At 70.0% G+C, this 15,425-nt stretch carries 12 protein-coding genes; 4 read left to right on the top strand and 8 right to left on the bottom strand.

Annotated elements, in window-relative coordinates; all coding sequences use genetic code 11:
- Positions 1 to 25: 25 nt before the first annotated feature.
- Entirely contained in the window at positions 26 to 3,343 is a 3,318-nt protein-coding gene (gene mobF / locus AC060K_RS07250; protein WP_483764814.1) for a MobF family relaxase, read from the bottom strand.
- Between the two features lie 175 nt (positions 3,344 to 3,518).
- Here mobF and AC060K_RS07245 point away from each other — a divergent pair, with 175 nt between their 5' ends.
- A complete protein-coding gene (locus AC060K_RS07245) occupies positions 3,519 to 4,352 on the top strand; it encodes a hypothetical protein (RefSeq protein WP_483764752.1) in 834 nt (277 codons plus the stop codon).
- A 277-nt stretch (positions 4,353 to 4,629) separates the two neighbouring features.
- Here AC060K_RS07245 and AC060K_RS07240 read toward each other — a convergent pair whose 3' ends face one another.
- The 4 genes from AC060K_RS07240 to AC060K_RS07225 form a co-directional block, all read right to left on the bottom strand.
- Positions 4,630 to 6,135, bottom strand: a complete 1,506-nt coding sequence (locus AC060K_RS07240; protein WP_483764751.1) for a ParB/RepB/Spo0J family partition protein — start codon at positions 6,133 to 6,135, stop codon at positions 4,630 to 4,632.
- A gap of 98 nt (positions 6,136 to 6,233) precedes the next feature.
- Positions 6,234 to 6,701 (bottom strand): helix-turn-helix domain-containing protein, encoded by a 468-nt coding sequence (locus AC060K_RS07235; protein ID WP_483764750.1) that lies wholly within the window; start codon positions 6,699 to 6,701, stop codon positions 6,234 to 6,236.
- Positions 6,698 to 7,087 carry a hypothetical protein gene (locus AC060K_RS07230; RefSeq protein ID WP_483764749.1) on the bottom strand — a complete coding sequence of 130 codons (390 nt, stop codon included), beginning with the start codon at positions 7,085 to 7,087 and terminating at the stop codon, positions 6,698 to 6,700. The genes AC060K_RS07235 and AC060K_RS07230 overlap by 4 nt, the downstream gene beginning before the upstream one ends.
- Positions 7,088 to 7,311: 224 nt before the next feature.
- On the bottom strand, positions 7,312 to 7,854 hold the full coding sequence (locus tag AC060K_RS07225; protein ID WP_483764748.1) for a TetR/AcrR family transcriptional regulator: 543 nt from the start codon (positions 7,852 to 7,854) through the stop codon (positions 7,312 to 7,314).
- 190 nt (positions 7,855 to 8,044) lie between these two features.
- Between AC060K_RS07225 and AC060K_RS07220 the strand changes: the two genes are divergently transcribed.
- Positions 8,045 to 8,857, top strand: coding sequence for an oxidoreductase (locus AC060K_RS07220; protein ID WP_483764747.1), 813 nt, complete (start codon positions 8,045 to 8,047; stop codon positions 8,855 to 8,857).
- 613 nt (positions 8,858 to 9,470) lie between these two features.
- On the opposite strand, the gene AC060K_RS07215 is transcribed toward AC060K_RS07220, so the two are convergent.
- The 3 genes from AC060K_RS07215 to AC060K_RS07205 all read right to left on the bottom strand — a co-directional run bounded on the left by AC060K_RS07215 (position 9,471) and on the right by AC060K_RS07205 (position 13,116).
- Positions 9,471 to 10,703 (bottom strand): class I SAM-dependent methyltransferase, encoded by a 1,233-nt coding sequence (locus tag AC060K_RS07215; RefSeq protein WP_483764813.1) that lies wholly within the window; start codon positions 10,701 to 10,703, stop codon positions 9,471 to 9,473.
- A gap of 104 nt (positions 10,704 to 10,807) precedes the next feature.
- A complete protein-coding gene (locus tag AC060K_RS07210; protein ID WP_483764746.1) occupies positions 10,808 to 11,752 on the bottom strand; it encodes a phosphotransferase enzyme family protein in 945 nt (314 codons plus the stop codon).
- Positions 11,749 to 13,116, bottom strand: a complete 1,368-nt coding sequence (locus AC060K_RS07205) for an NsdA family TPR-like regulatory protein (RefSeq protein WP_483764745.1) — start codon at positions 13,114 to 13,116, stop codon at positions 11,749 to 11,751. The genes AC060K_RS07210 and AC060K_RS07205 overlap by 4 nt, the downstream gene beginning before the upstream one ends.
- Positions 13,117 to 13,324: 208 nt before the next feature.
- On the opposite strand from AC060K_RS07205, the gene AC060K_RS07200 reads away from it, so the two are divergent.
- Positions 13,325 to 14,089 carry an SDR family NAD(P)-dependent oxidoreductase gene (locus AC060K_RS07200; protein ID WP_483764744.1) on the top strand — a complete coding sequence of 255 codons (765 nt, stop codon included), beginning with the start codon at positions 13,325 to 13,327 and terminating at the stop codon, positions 14,087 to 14,089.
- Positions 14,082 to 15,398: a cytochrome P450 gene (locus AC060K_RS07195; protein ID WP_483764743.1), complete on the top strand. Its 1,317-nt coding sequence runs from the start codon at positions 14,082 to 14,084 to the stop codon at positions 15,396 to 15,398. Before AC060K_RS07200 ends, AC060K_RS07195 begins: the two co-directional genes overlap by 8 nt.
- Positions 15,399 to 15,425 lie beyond the last annotated feature (27 nt).

Genomic DNA, 15,425 nt, shown 5'->3' with positions numbered 1-15,425 from the left:
TGTCCAGAGGCACGCAGCAGGGCGCCTACAAGGTGGGGCCAACCGTGGTCACCCTCGTCCGAGTGGACGTCTCAGCGTACGAACCGAGAAGCCCTGCACGGATATCGATCGCCACGCGCTCGTCGTGAAGCATCGGCCCGAGCGCCCGAGGCACGCCGTCTGGGAGAAACTGAACCGTGCCCGGCCCCGGGCGGCGAGTCACGCGCGCGACCCGGAATTTGAGAACCGCGCAGACGTCGTCGGCGTTGAGCAGGGTGCCCTGCGCGGCGATGGCGGGCAGGACGTGGCCGACGTCATGGCCGTGTGCTTCAGCACGGCGGAGTTCGCGGCACAGCGGCCCGAACGCGTCCGTCGTGATGGCCGCGGCGGCTTCGTCCTCGGTGAGTCGGCCGGCGCCGGTGAGAGTGCCCAGGACGAGGCGGGTCCAGCGTGGGCGTTGGGCGTGGTCGGCGAGGTGTTCGTACTCGGCGACGAGCCGTTCGTTGCTGGCCCACTTCTCGTGCTCGGCGTGGAGGGTCTCGTGGGCGGAGAGCTCGGCGCCGGTGTGGGCGAGGACGCGGTAGAGGATCGCTCGGGCGGTGGCGGCTTCGGGGGGTGGGGTGTGGTCGCCGTCGGGTAGGTCGGTGGCGACGTAGGCGTGGTTGGCGTACCTGCCGCGGGTGAGCGCGACGTACAGGTTCTCCCGGGCGGTCTTGGCTGTGACGACGACGTGGCCGGTGTCGACGGTCAGGCCCTGGGCGCGGTGGGCAGTGACGGCGTAGCCGAGGTCGAGGTGGTCGGCGACGTACCGGGCCGGCAGGACGGTCGTGGAACCCAGGCGGACGCGCCCGGCGGTCGACCTGAGCCGTCGGGCTTCGATGGCGCCGTCACGTCGGACGCCGGTGATCTGCCAGCGGTCCCCGTTGCGGACGAACCCGCCCCGGAGCGTGACCAGACGGCGGGCGTTGTAGCGGGTGATGACGATGTCGCCGACGGACGCCTCGGTGCCGTCGGCCAGGACGACGGCCCGTGCCGGGTCGACCAGGCCGGCGAGGATGCGGTCGGCGCGGGCGCGGCGGTTGAGGTCGGTGACAGTGGCGGTCGCGTCCGCGATCAGCACTGACGCGCGGCCGTCTTGGAGGTCCGTGGCCCAGGCGGTGTAGGCGGCGTCGAGCACCTCGTCGTGGGTGCCTTCGTGGAGTCGGCCGTGGTCGTCGTACGCTGCGACAGCTTCGGGCAGGCCCGCACGCAGGGCTTTTGATGCTTCCTTTTCCCACATGTGGACGAACCTGTGGATATCGGTGACCGTCGGTGTGTCAGGGCAGGCGTGGACGAGCATGCGGAACGCTCCCCCGGCCTCGACGGCTTGGAGCTGGGCCGGGTCGCCGACGAGCAGCAACTTCGCGCCCGCGGCGTGGGCGGCTTCGGCCAGCGCGGTGAGGGTGCGGGTCCCGGCGAGCGTGGCCTCGTCGACGATCACGAGCTGCCCCCTGCGCAGCCGGGCACGGCCCTTCGTGGTCTGGTGGAGCCACTTCGCAGTGGTCTCGGCGCGCAGGCGGATGTCGCCGCCGAGGACCTTAGCGGCCGCGGCGGACGGCGCGAGCCCGATGACCGACCCGCGACCGTGGGCCGCGGTCCAGGCACGGACCAGGGCCCGCATCGTGGTCGTCTTGCCCGCGCCGGCCGGGCCGACGAGCACGTCGACCGTCCTCCGTGACCGGGCGACCGCGGCGACCGCGCGCGCCTGCTCCGCGGTGAGGTCCCGTCCGCGATCGGGGCGCCCGACGGCGGCCGCGACCTCGCTGGCGCCGACGGTCGGCGCGTGCAGGTCGTCGGCGAGGTCCAGGAGCCGCTGCTCGGCGTCCCAGACCCCGATCGAGGTGAACACCTCGTGGTGGCGCGGGCGCAGGCGCGAGGTCCCGTCCTCGTGTTGCAAGACGGGCGGGGTCGGGGCGAGCTCGCCGGGGGTGAGCGTGATCGACCCGGCCTCTGCAAGGTCGACGATCCGCGCGGTGACCGTCTCGCGATCCCGTGCGGTGGCGAAGCGCCAACCTTGGGTCTGCCGGGAGGCTTCGGCCCACAGGTTCCAGTGAGTCCAGGTCGACCTCTTGTCCGACACCGCAGCCAGCGTCTGAGCGGCGGCCTTCTCCACGGCGTCCGCGTGGGCGTCGTCGGCGCTGAACACCGGCTCGGTGCCCTGGGTCGTGAGCCGACGGGCCAACCCGACCGGGTCGCCGTCGGACAGCAACCTGGCCGCCCGGCGCCGCCAGGCATTGGTGAGGTCGTGCAGGGAGTGCAGGACCTTCTCCGGCCGGGTCGCCAACGTGGCCCGGGCCCGGAGCCGGCCGACCATCGTGCCGGACGGGCGACGACCATGGGCCGCCACGTAGTCGTCGATGAGCTGGTCCGTGCACGCGTTGATCTGCGCCGAGCGCGACGAGAACTCCTCGATGAGATCCTCGCCGATGCCGGCGATCTCCCACTGCGGCGTCCGGTCCGCGCCACGGGCGCGCAGCTCCCACCCGACGCCGAACGTGGCGGTGAGCCGGTCACGCAGCAACGCGTCGTAGTGCGCCGACAGGGCCACGGTAGCCGCGAACAGCGGCTTGGCGTCCAGGGTCCGCCACTTGCCGTCCGCCGTTGTGCGCACCTTGTTGGAGACGACGGCGTGGGTGTGGAGCTGCGGATCGTTGGAGCGGGAGTCCCAGTGATCGAACGCGGCCACGACGATCCCGTCGACGTCGGCCTGCTCAATCCCGTCCGTACCCCGCCTCGTCGCGGCGACCTCGCGCTCGAGGTGGTCCAGGGTCTCGCGCACCGCGGCGTGGTGAGCCTCGACGATCCTGGCCTGGGTGTTCGCGTCCGCCAGTGCCCACAGCACGCTCACCGACTTCGGCACCGAGAACGTCAGGTCGAACCCTGCGACCGCGTGCTTGTCGCCGGCGCGGTACTCCTCGGATTCGATCCGTGCGACCGCCGTCGCGCGCTCCGCCTCGCCCAACTCTGGTGCCAGGTTCGCGACCCGTTCCGCGATCCGCTGGACCGCGGGCTTGTACTCCCGGTAGTCCCGCCCGAGCCGATCACCGGTCACCGGGTGCCGACCCGCCCCGACAAGGCGACGCAACTGGGCCTCGGTAACCTGCTCTCCCTCGGCGAGCACGCCCGGCCACGACCCGGCCATGTCGCCGACAGGCATCTCGCCGAGGGCGGCGAGCCCCGAACCGAGCCACATCCCGGGAGGCGTGCCAGCCTCCAGGTAGTAGCGGGTGACTCGGTCCGGCGCCGCGCGGTCGCCATCGCCTCGCGCCACGGACTTCAGCAGGTAGGCATAGCCGTGTCCCGCGCTCACCTTGCGGATCGACATCGTCACGACGGCGCACCTCCTGGATGAAGGTGCGTCGTGGACGCCAAATCCATCAGCGGGAGGCCCCCGGCGGCTACTGTATGGGATCGTGTCGACCCGCCGAACGCGACGCTTCTTACGGCAGCCGCTCTTCCTTGCAGGAGTTGCTGCCTTCCTGGGTGTCACCCTGATTGCGATGTCCTGGCTGCTCCGCTCGGATGCCACCTGGCAGGTGTGGCTTGGGGCGCTCTTGATGAACGGTGGAACAGCATTCCTGCTTCTGGCACCCATCGAAGGCATCAGCCGGCGTCTGAGTCAGCAGATCGACGAGGTGCGCGCAGAAGTGCGCGGCCTGGAGGGGTTGGACCAACGGGTCGATGACGCTTTAGCGGCCGAGTGGAACGATCTTCAGAAGTCCTTCAGCAGCCTTGCCACGGACAGAGCGTCAATGAAGCTTGTGCGGACCGCATTGGAGGTTGCCGCACGCGAGGGACTGATCGACCCAGAGACCGGCCTCCGAGTTCGAACGCACCCGACCGTGAGTCCGCGCCTCCGCATCCGACTGGTTCGCCGGCGGGCGGCGCTGCCACTGCTCAGCCATCGCTCACAACTTGAGTTCACGCTTGAGACATCCACCGGACAGGTCGTCAGAACTTGGTCCGAACGGCGCGCTGGCAACATTGAGCGACTATTCACAGAGATGGGCAGGCTCTTATGGAAGAGCGATTTGGCGTACGTCCCCGCCCCGTCGGAGGCGCTGAGGCATCTGGCGACCTCGCTCACCTACGCGCTGGAAAACGTTGACGCTCGCCCCATGGTGGAGTGCTTCGAACCTCAGTGGGCACTCACCACGGATGCGATCGTCGCCCCGAGTCATGGCTGCGTGATTGAGCACGGACGCCCAGATCGGATCCAGATGTACACGCGCGTCAGCGCGAAGACGTGGTGCGATCGAGAATCCCACGACTACGCCTACGATGCAGGCCGCGCTCTCTACCCGATCAAGGAAGAACTTGATGCTCTAGAGTAGCCTGAATGCAATCGGTGTGATCGGTCTCTGCTCTGTTGCTGAATCTGCTGTGGACTGGTTGCTCTATGCATGGTCTTGGCTCGTCTCTTGCTCTACTTCCATGTCGTGACTCCTGGCTCTGATCTGATGACTTGAGTCCTCCTCATGTCGTCTGCCTGGCTCACTCTCCTTCCTGCTGGGTCTGGCCCCGTCGACCGAGCCAGCGCTCGTTCCCCTCGGAGCGCGGCAGTGAGCCCGGGCGCCAATGGCGCCCGGGCTCACTGCCGCGCTGTTCGGGTCAGGCCGTCGCGGCCTCCGTGGCGACCGCCTTCGGCGGCGCGTTCTTCGTCTCGGCCGCGCGGGTCTTGGCGACGTTGGTGCTCGACGGGCGCGGGTTGACGTTCGGGCCGGGCTCGGGCTCGGGCTCGGCGTGCGGGCCGCGGGCGATCTGCTCGACGGGCGAGAGGTTGTAGCCCCAGATCTCGAGGGCCGTGAGGTAGCGGGCCTCGTGGCCGGGCGCGCGGCAGGTCTGGACGCCGGTGCGGGTCTCGATCGCGGCGAGGACGATGACGAGGGCGATGTGCTGGGCCCGGGCCGGGCTCGCCTTGGCGATCAGGTCGCGGATCCTGCCGGCGTTGCCGATGGGACCGGCCACGCCGAGCCAGTCGGCGGCGAGCGTGTGGCCGTCGTAGTACGCCTTCTGGAGGGTTTCGGCGTCGGTCGCGAGGGCGGTGGCGATGAACGCGGAGGCGTCCTTCGGGGTGGTCTTGCGCTTGGCGAACTCGGCCAGCCACTCGCGGCGGACGGTCTCGGCGGAGCGCCAGGCGGCGTTGTTCTCGATGACCTCGGCGCGCTCGGCCTTGGCCTTGACGGACGCCTCGGGGTCCATCGGCTTGCCGGTCGGCGTGGTGCGGAGGGTCTTGTGCTTGTTCGCCTTCCACGCGTCGCAGACCAAGGCGGCGGTGTACGTCTCGGAGCCGTAGGAGTGGCGGACGTACCCGGCGTGGCCGGGACAGTTCCGGTGCGTCTCGGCGGTCAGGGCGGTGCCGACGGCGTCGGTCAGGTCGCCGAGCACCTTGATGGTCTTGTCGTCGTGGGCGGGCGTCGGGATGAGACGGACTCCGGCGTCGGCGAGGGACTGCGCGACTGCGGCCTTCTTGGCGGCGCGCTCGCGCTCGTCGCGGCGGCGCTGCGCCTCGTGGGCGAACTGACCCGGCGACTTCAGGGCCGTCGCGGTGAGGGCCTTGACCGCCTCGCCGTCGCCCTCGAACTCGGCGATCACGGCGGCCTGGTCCAGGGTCAGGTCGTACTTGCCCTGGACGGCGGTGGCGACCTTCGACTTGGCGACGTCGAGCGCTGTGGTGACGTCCTTCTTCGCGTGGCCGGTCTTCTTGGCGATCTGCGCGGCGGAGACGCCGAGCAGCGAGAGCTGCTGGAACCCGGCCACGCGGTCGGCGTTTCGCAGGGCGGTCCGCTGGTCGTTCTCGGCGATCTGCTCGATCAGGCGGCGGGCCTCGTCGCTGTCGGCGTCCACGATCCGTGCGGGGATCGACTCGCGTCCGGCCTCGATCGCGGCGAGGGTCCGGCGCTGCCCGGCTCGGACGAGCATCTGCCCGTCGCTGGTGCGCTGGACGAGGATCGGCATCAGCACTCCGTGCTGGCGGACGGAGTCGATGAACTCCTCGGTCAGGTCGGCCTGGGACCTGACGTTGGCCTCGATGACCAAGTCGCGCGGGTCGACGAGCGCGAACTGGGCGCCGTCACCCGTGGTCGTCACAGCCTTCTCGACGGTGGTGTGGGACATGATCGGTTCCTTTCCGGATGCCCAGGGTGAATCCCCGAGCGATATCCCCATTCTATTTCACCCCGGCGAATTCGACAAGCAATGGGGCGATATGGCGACTATTTCTCGACCGATATCGCGCGGTCAAGAGTGACCAGTTCGGCCGCAGTTCCGACACGCGTGCCAGGTACCAGCGCAGCGGCTCGACCTGCGACGACCCGCCACCAGCCCAGGCCGTAGGCGGCAATCGAGGGCGACCAGTCGGCCACCCCTTCCTGCTCCTCGGAAATGACAACCCGAGGGGAGTTCATTTTCCTCAGAAATGTGACCAACGAATTCACCGCGTCGTCTGTGGCTGCCTCGATCTCGCGGATCGTGTCGCGGGCGCGAAAGGAGACAGGGTCCTTTCCGACCTCCCAGCGCCGGACCGTGTTCTCTGCCGTCGACAGGACGCGTGCCAGATCCGGCCGGGTCAGTCCCAGACGGACTCGGGCGATCTGCAGCTCGCTGCCGGTCATCCGCTCGGACTCCGGCGGGCGAACAGCATGCCGGACATCGTGGCCGGGGGCCACGTGCTCGTTTGTCATCGCGCCAGCGTACGAGGACGACCGGCATCCCAGATGCGTCGCACCACGAGACCGATGCCGACGGCGGTGAACTTCACCGCCAGCCAGGCCCACCACCACGCCACCAGCCACAGCACCGGGTCCACCGGGTTCCACAGCAGTGCCGCACCAAGTCCGAAGAGCAGGCCGAGGACGACGGCCAGAGGAAGTCCGGCTCGCCGGTTACGGCACATCCATACCGCGAGCCTCGAGGACGCGCTCCACAGCAGCAGCACGCCGAGGCCATCACCCTCAGACCGGCCCGATCCATTGGCACGCCCCAGGTAGGCCGGGATCGACGACTCGGGCAGCGCGCCCGAACCCGTGCGATGGGTCATCTCGTACTGCGCCCATGTCGGTGCCGTCACTCGACTCACCTCCCCGCCTAGATCGAACGTGTGTACTTACACGGTACGCGTCGCGGCAACATCGGTCGAGCACTCCCGCTCCGAGCTGAAACCCGAAAACGCTCACCTGGCCGGCGGCCGTCTCGGCAAGGACTTCGTCCTTGTCTTCTTCTGGGCCAGTGAGGATCTCGCGGACGACGTCGGCCGGGTCGTTCGCGTCAGGGCGCCAACCATCGCTTACCCCCTCAGTGGTGCGGGCCCGCTCCGTGCAGCAGCGTGTCGATGACAAGCGTTGCCAGCTCGTCCGGATCCTGCGGATCCGGGTGCTGCTCGGTGCCGGGTCGGTCGAGGGCCTCGCTGAGCAGGGCGTAGTACACCTGCCGCGCCCAGCCCAAGTCGGCGTCCGGGGCAAGGAGCCCTTCGCTCTGCGCCCGGGCCAGGAGCCGGACGGTGTGGGCGTCGATGTCGTTCCAGATCGCGGCCGCCGCGCTGGTGTGGGCGGTCGCGTGGCTGAGCGTGAACCGCCAGGTGTTCTTGACGCGCAGCACGTTCGCCGTCACCCGGTAAAGCGCGACGAGCGCCGGAGCAGCATCGGGACGCGCGTCCTCGATGGCGTCGATCAGCTGCTGCTTCGCGGATACCACCAGTGCTTCCAGGAGTGCCTGCCGGTTGGCGAACCTGCGGTGCACGGTGATCCGGGTCAGTCCCGCCGCCTCTGCGATCTGTTCCATGGAGGCGCCCGCGTCGTCGGCGAGGACTCGCTCGGCGGCCTCCAGGATCGCGCGCACACTCCGCTCGGCATCGGCTCGTAGTGGTCGGCCCATCACATCCCTCTCATCGGCTCCAGTCCCAGACGATACACCTCCGGTACCGATCGGCGAGTATCTGATCGATAACTGTTGCGTCTACTCGTTTAACTGATACATTGCTGTCACGGATCAGCGATGAGCGCGATCCGCGAGACAGCAGGAGCTCACGATGATGAACAACAAGCGGGTAGCCCTCGTGACCGGTGCGTCCTCCGGTATTGGGAAGTCGGCAGCCCTCGCCCTGGTCGAGGCCGGGTTCGAGGTGGTCGGGACGAGCCGTGACGCGTCGCGTGTGGCCCCGGTCGGGGGCGTGACCTTCGTCGACCTCGACGTCGCCGACGACGACTCGGTCACCGCCGCGGTCGGTCAGGTGATCGAGCGGTTCGGCCGTATCGACGTCTTGGTGAACAACGCCGGCTTCGGCTCGTCCGGCGCCGCCGAGGAGAGCTCCACCGCGCAGGACCAGCGCGTCTTCGACATCAACGTCTTCGGCGTCATCCGCATGACCAAGGCCGTGCTCCCGCACATGCGCGCCCGGCATAGCGGGCGCATCGTCAACGTCTCGTCCGTCGTCGGATTCATCCCGGTGCCCTACATGGCCGTCTACGCCGCCTCCAAGCACGCCGTCGAGGGCTACTCCGAGTCCCTGGACCACGAGGTCCGCGAGTACGGCGTGCGGGTGCTCCTGGTCGAGCCCGGCTGGACCAAGACCGCGTTCGAGGCCAACAGTGCCCAGCCTGACCGGCCGCTGCCGGTCTACGCCGAGCGGCGCCACGGCTTCGAGCAGGTCGTGGCCACGGCGGTCAAGAACGGCGACGACCCCGCCACCGTCGCGCAAGCCGTGGTCAGCGCGGCCACCGACGCCAAGCCGAGCCTGCGCTACCCCGTCGGGCAGGTCGCACGCGTACAGACCATGCGCCGCCTCGCCCCGGCCAGGATCTTCGACCAGCAGATCCGCAAGCTCAACGGCCTGCCCGCCTGACACCCATTGCCTGACGACCAACGGCCGGCGACAGCCGAAATCAAGCACGCGTACAAGTCCAAGACTTGCCCGCCCCCATTCGGCGAACTACTCACCGCCGACTGCGCATAAACCCACCCACTCCCGGACGAAGCGACACCTCCCCATGGCTCTCACCATCCCGCTCGAGTCCCACCGACCCGGCGCCGCAGACGTCGACCACTACCTGCGCACCGACCTCGCTGCCACCTCGGTGACCACCGGCTCGTGGGTCGGCGCCGGATTCCACGGTCACGGGATCGGCTCCCTCGCTCGACTCCTCGTCCTTCATCTCAGTTTCGAGGGCCTGGCCGCCTGGGAGATGGTCAGCGAGGGCCACGCCGACAACCCGGCATCCAACGCCGTCTCGGCCAAACGCGGCTACCAGGTGGCCGACGAGCGACGCGTCGCACGAGACAGCTCCCCCGTCACCATCCGTCGCTGGGCGATGACCAGAGAAGCCTGGGACGCCCGCCCGGGCCGCCTCCGGGCGGACATCCACCTGCACGGCCTGGACCCCGTGATCGAGTACCTCGGCATCAGCGCCGGCCGACCCTGCACGCGTCGGCGGGCCATACGCATCAGCGAGACGCGGTCAGATCTCCTCGGCGCGGTCGTGGTGCTGGGTCACGGCCAGGTGCCCCCCGCCGGGCAGCTGCACCACGGTCCCGGTCAGGGGTGCGGTGGCGCCTGCGGGGCGGTAGACGTGTGCGGCTCGCTGGGGCCGGCCGGCCTGGTCCCAAGCGCGGATGTGCGTGGCGAGGGTCTCGGCGGCCTGCTGGGCACGGGGTCCGGCGCCGCGTGCGCCGAGCTCGTGCCCGCCGTCGACGGCCCACCAGGCGAAGATCGCCATGGAGTCGCCGTCGACGTGGACGAGGTTGGACCAGGACTCGTCCAGTGCCTCGCGGGCCAGGCGCGCGTTGTCGAACCCGGCCTGCGCCAGCCCGGGCAGGTGCAGGGCCAGGTGGGTCCGCAGGCCGACGAACGACCCGGGCGGGGCCAGGACGACTCCCGTGCCGACGCGTGCGGTCTGGTCGAGGTCGACGGTGGTGGGCAGCGCGGTGATGTCGGTGGTGGGGTCCCAGGCGGTCACCGTGACCGGGACGCCGGCGATGCTGACGTCCTTCGTGGCCGGGTGGAGTGCGCCGACACCTTGGGCGTCGACGAACCCGCAGACGACCGCGGTCCTTCCGACCAGGAGATCACCGGTCCGGTGGAACGCGATGGACCAGCACTCGTTGGGGTGCCGCAGCCGCAGGGGCACGACGATGATCCCGTCGGGCGTGAGCTGATCCAGCCACACGGCGGGGATGTCCCACACGCCCATGGTCACGACGATCCGGTCGAACCGGCCCCTGCCCAGAGGCAGGGCGCCGTCGGCGCACACCGCGGTCACCCGGTCGTCGTAGCCGGTCGCGGCCAGCGCCGCACGGGTGCTGTCGGTTACGACGGGGTCGATGTCGACGGTGAGGACCTCACCTGCCGGGCCGACGAGGTGGGCAAGCATGGCGGCGTTCGGACCCGAGCCGATCTCCAGGACCCGCATCCCCGGCTCGACCTCCGCCTGCGCCAGCATCCGGGCCTGGAGCCAGGGCGCACTCAAGCTACTCAAAGTCCGGCCCGTCGCCTCCTCGCGACGGGTGCGTACGACGTCGTCCGCGTACGCCTCCTCCAGGGTGGTGCCGGGCGGGCAGAACGCGTGCCGCGGCACAGCCAGCATCGCCTCCCACACTGGCTCAGGCACCTCCAGGGCCCGACGCTGAAGGCCGGTGCGCAGCTCTTCGACGAGCCGTGCGCGTAGCTCGGCGGCGTGGTCGGTCGCGGGCATGGTCGTCACCTGGTCCCCCTGCTGCTTGTTCGGTTCGGGCGTGGTTCCCGCCGCGGCTGGCTCGTGAGAGCGACCCGCTGAGGCAGAGCACGGTTGGCGTTCGGCTACCTCTGCGCGTTCTCCTTGGCCTTGCGCACTGCGGCGAGGTCGACCAGTGGCCAGGGTGTCCAGACGGGCCGGTCGTCGTTCTCGCGGATCGTGCGCAGGCGCAAGTGGAACTCGGCGCGCACGCCTGGGTCGATGGCCAGGATCGGGATCACGGTCGTTGTCACCTGGAGCTCACGGATACGGCGCAGGGTCGGATAGTGGGACCAGTCGCGCAGGTCGAACCCGTAGACGCGCGCGAAGCGGTCCTGGTGGTCGGCCATGTGGGTGAAGCGCGCGGCGTTCACGGCGGTGGGCAGCAGGTCCCACTCGTGGTGTCCGACGGCGGCGCTGTCGAAGTCGCACAACACCGGGCCGGTCGGGGTGTCGATCAGAGCGCCGGTGTGGGCGTCGGCATGGATCGGTCCGGCCGGCAGGGCGTACTCGACGTTGGTCAGTTCCTGCTGGAGTTCCTCGAGCAGGTCGGTGAGGTAGGCCCGGAGGTCGGCGGGCAGGTCGTCGTGGTCCAGCCGAGGGCGGATCTCGGCGATCTGGTTGAACGGCGGCAGGTCGGGTGCGGGAGCTGTCTGGTCGTGCAGGCGCCGTAGGGCGGTCGCGAGGTGCTCGACGTCGGGGATCGCCCCGCTGTCCTGGACGCGGTCCCAGACGGTGACCGTGTGTCCGGCGACGTCGAAGGGTTGGGCGATCTCCTCGACGGGCACAATCGTGGGGATCTGGTGCTCGCTGAGCCAACGGGCGAACCTCACTGCGACGTCGGCCTGCTCGCCGATCCGGCGGGAGGCCGCAATGCGGACCACGTACGGGTGGTCGGCCAGCGAGAAGACGGCGTTGTTGGTCAGCTTCAGCAGTGTTGCGCCGGCCGGGTCGAGTCCTACCTGCTGGCAGGCCGATTCGAGCAGCGCCCGGTACTTCGCAAGGCCGGGCTCATCGGTGCTGGAGGTCACTGAGTTCCTCTCACCGAACGGATCTGAGCGATCACGTCGGGGACGTCGGGGTGGTGGAGGCCGGCGAGGGTCGATGCCAGCGGCGCGAGCCTATCCGCCACCCGGACCGAGCTCAGGGACCGGGCTGAGGTGATCGCGGTGGAGGCCAGGGCGACAGCGGTGTCGCCGTCGCCGAGGCGCGCGGCGGCTCCGGCGAGGATCGGCAGGGCGAGCGCTCGCGCCCTGATGTGGTGGTCTCCACGCTCGACGAACGATGCGTCGAGATCGGCTCGAGCCTTCTCCAGGGTCGGGGTCGTCGCGCCGGGCAGGGCCGCGCGCGCGGTCCCCGCCATGGCGTGCAGCTCCCCGGCGTTGAACCACCAGGCCCATCGTGGTGCCGCGTCGTGGTCAGCGGCGCCGAACTCGAACGATGCCCGGCTGATAGCGCGCTCGGCTTGCTTGGCGTCGCCGATCTCGGCGTGGGCCCAGGCTTGGTTGATCGAGATCATCGCGGTGGTGACTCCGTCTCCGGAGTTCTGGGCGGCGATCTGGCCGAGCTGGAGGAACCGCAGTCCGTCGCCGGGCATCCCGGCGTGGAGGTGGACACGGGATATCCGGAACAGGACGTGGGCCGTCATCGCCCAGTCGTCGCTCGCCCGGGACAGCTCGAGGGCGCGGCGCAGGTGAGCGAGCGCCGGCTCGTGCATGCCGACGTCGAACGAGGCCCACCCGGCAAGGACGTGCAGGTCGGCCAGCGCCGCGTAGAGGCGGGCGCGGACGTCGTCAGTCATGGTGGCCAGGAGGAGCTGCTGTGCCCAGCGGGTCTGGGCGGCGACGGCGTCGCGGCACGCACCGCCGCCGTGGGCGTCGTCGACGCGCCACATCGCGGCAGTGAGGGCTTGAACCTGGTCGACGTCGGCGTGACCGATCCGCTCCGGGGCGGGGGCTGTGGCGTGGTCGACGGGCTGCCACCAGCGGCCGACGTCGTCCGGTGAGATGCCCATCGTGGTGGTGGCGGCGTGCGAGAGGAGGCTGATCGTCGGTTCTCGTTCGGCGGCGGTGGTCGAGAAGGATGCCGAGGCCAGGTCGAGCAGGCTGGCAGTGCCTTCGTCGTAGGCGAGGCCGAGGTAGCCGCGTGGGACGCCGAGGCCGTCGGCGATTCGGACCAGGACGTCGTGGGCGAGGACCTGCCTGCCCTTGTGGAGGATCTCGTAGACCTCCGCGGGGGTCTGGCCGGTCAGGCGTGCGATGCGCCGCTGGGCAACGCCAACCCTCCCGAGGAGCTCGTAGACGGTGCGCAGGTCGCGGCGAGCCAGTGCCAGGCGCATCTCCGGGCGCTCCCACGTAGACGCGGGTATCGCGTCCTTCGTCGGATCGACGTTCACCGCTCCCCCTCCGGCCGGCACGTTCGTGACCAGGGTATTCATCGCTGACCTCTGGCGGCAGGAAGGGCTCGTCAAGACGACTAGCCGGGCGAGTCGTCCCCGATGACGTGCCGAACCGACCGCCCCGACCCCTCCGTCGCGGCCCATACGAGCCGGGACGATTCCGGCATCGGAGCACGGCACGGCCGACGACGGTGGGGAGATTGGGATGCTGGGACTGGAAAGCAAGCGAGTACTGGTGGCGGGCGCCGCATCCGGTATCGGCGCCGCCACGGCGCGCTACCTCGGTGAGTGCGGCGCCAGGCTGTACCTGGGCGACCTCGACGTCGCGGGCGCCGAGCGTACTGCCGAGGCGGTCCGGGACGCGGGAGGTGAGGTGGCAGTCTCGGGCTTCGACCTGGCGGACCGCGACTCGATCGCCATGCTGATCGCCGACGCGACCGGGGCCCTGGGCGGGTTGGACGGCCTCGTGAACGTGGCGGCGGCCGTGCAGCTTGCCGCTATCGACGTGCCCGTCCACGAGATGGACCCGTCGGTGTGGGACGCGACCTTCGCGGCGAACACGACCGGGTTCGCGCTGCTCATCAAGCACGCCTTGCCGCACCTGATCCACGCCGGCGGTGGCGCGATCGTCAACACCTCGTCGGGGATCGCGACGACCGGTGAACCGGTCCGGCCCGCCTACGCGGCCTCCAAGGCCGCGATCAACGCCCTGACCCGGCACGTCGCGGTCACCTACGGCGCGCTTGGCGTGCGTGCCAACGCCGTGGCCCCGGGACTCGTGCTGTCCGAGTCGGTCGAGGCGAACCTGACCGAGGAGTTCAAGGCCATGCTGCTGCCTGGTATCCCGCTGGGACGGCACGGAGAGCCGATCGACATCGCCCAGGTCATCGCCTTCCTCGTCTCGCCGATGTCCAGGTGGGTGACCGGGCAGGTGTGGAACGTCAACGGTGGTGGGCTGCGCCGTGACTGAGACCGTCGAGGAGTCCGGGGATGGTCGGCGCCCGCAGGGAGCGGCCGTCGCTCATGGCGTCTCGCCGTGGGACCTGCCGGACCTGGTCAGCCTGGTCCGGATCACTGGGGCGCACCGCCCACGTGACATCTACGACCGCCTCCAGGACCGCTGGGGCTCGGTTGCACCGATCGCGATCCAACCCGGCGCCCCGGGATGGATCGTGCTCGGCTACGCCGAGGCGGTCCACGTCCTACGCAACGACCAGCTGTTCTCCGCCGACGGCGGCCGGTGGGCAGGCCACGACCGCATCGGCACACACCACGGATCGCACCTGGACGTCTACGTCCCCCGCGGCGGGCGGATCTCGGTCAACCACCAGGACGGGCGCACACACGCGCGTCTACGCATACCTTTCGACGACGCCATCGGACGCCTGGACGAGGCAGCCGTCGCCGGACGAGTACGGTTCCTGTGCGAGCAACTGCTGGACCGCATCGGCGAGCGAGGCCACGCGGACCTGGTGGCCGAGTACGCCGCCCCGCTGCCGATGATGGTCACCACCGGACTTCTCGGCTTCGCCCCGGACGTCGGCGCGACGATGATGCACCTGGTCGCCAGGATCGTGGGAGGCGACGACCCCGAGGCTGCCGGGCACCAATTGCAGGGGCTGCTCGGCGAACAGATCGGCGCACGCCTGCACGCGCCGTCCGGGGATGTCGCGAGCCTGATGGTCCACCACCCGGCGTTCGCGAACCTCACCGAGGTGGGCGACGCGCTGATGGTGTTCGCCGGCGCCGCAGGCGAACACCTCCTGGCGTGGATCTCCCAGACCCTGCTGCTGCTCATGGGCGGTGGCCCGATCGCCTCCCGAGCCCGGCACGGCGTGGTCAGCCTGGACGAAGCGCTCGACCTGGTCCTGTGGCGCGAGTCGCCTGCGGCACACCTCATCCCCAGGATCGCCAGGAAGGACACCGAGCTCGGCGGCCACCTCGTCCGCGAGGGCGAGGCTGTCGTCGTCGCGATCCACGCCGTGAACAGCGACCCCGCCCTGAGCCCGGACGACCTGTGGGACCAGGTCGGGAACAAGGCGCACCTCTCCTTCGGAGCCGGCCCGCACGCCTGCCCCGCCCAGCGCATCGCCTACATCGTGGCCCGCACCGCCGTCCAGACCGTCCTGAACCGCCTCCGGCCCCGCCTTGCGGTCGCCTCCGACGAGATCGAGTGGACCTACTCGATCTCCAACCGCAGACCCGCCCGCCTGCCCGTAGTGTTCGATCCGGAAGACACCGAGCCCATCCCGGAGTGGCCAGACCCCTCCAGGCTCTGATCGCGGGACCGTTCATCCTCTGTAGTC

It is taken from the genome of Antribacter sp. NEAU-D49, assembly GCF_057158775.1.
Note: the sequence above shows the minus strand (reverse complement) of the source record. Positions and strands in the feature narration are given on the sequence as shown.

What these genes read in the sequence shown, in the direction of transcription:
- mobF (WP_483764814.1), bottom strand. Translation starts at nt 3,343, where the DNA reads ATGTCGATCCGCAAGGTGAGCGCGGGACACGGCTATGCCTACCTGCTG.
- AC060K_RS07245 (WP_483764752.1), top strand. Translation starts at nt 3,519, where the DNA reads ATGTCCTGGCTGCTCCGCTCGGATGCCACCTGGCAGGTGTGGCTTGGG.
- AC060K_RS07240 (WP_483764751.1), bottom strand. Translation starts at nt 6,135, where the DNA reads ATGTCCCACACCACCGTCGAGAAGGCTGTGACGACCACGGGTGACGGC.
- AC060K_RS07235 (WP_483764750.1), bottom strand. Translation starts at nt 6,701, where the DNA reads ATGACAAACGAGCACGTGGCCCCCGGCCACGATGTCCGGCATGCTGTT.
- AC060K_RS07220 (WP_483764747.1), top strand. Translation starts at nt 8,045, where the DNA reads ATGATGAACAACAAGCGGGTAGCCCTCGTGACCGGTGCGTCCTCCGGT.
- AC060K_RS07215 (WP_483764813.1), bottom strand. Translation starts at nt 10,703, where the DNA reads ATGCCCGCGACCGACCACGCCGCCGAGCTACGCGCACGGCTCGTCGAA.
- AC060K_RS07200 (WP_483764744.1), top strand. Translation starts at nt 13,325, where the DNA reads ATGCTGGGACTGGAAAGCAAGCGAGTACTGGTGGCGGGCGCCGCATCC.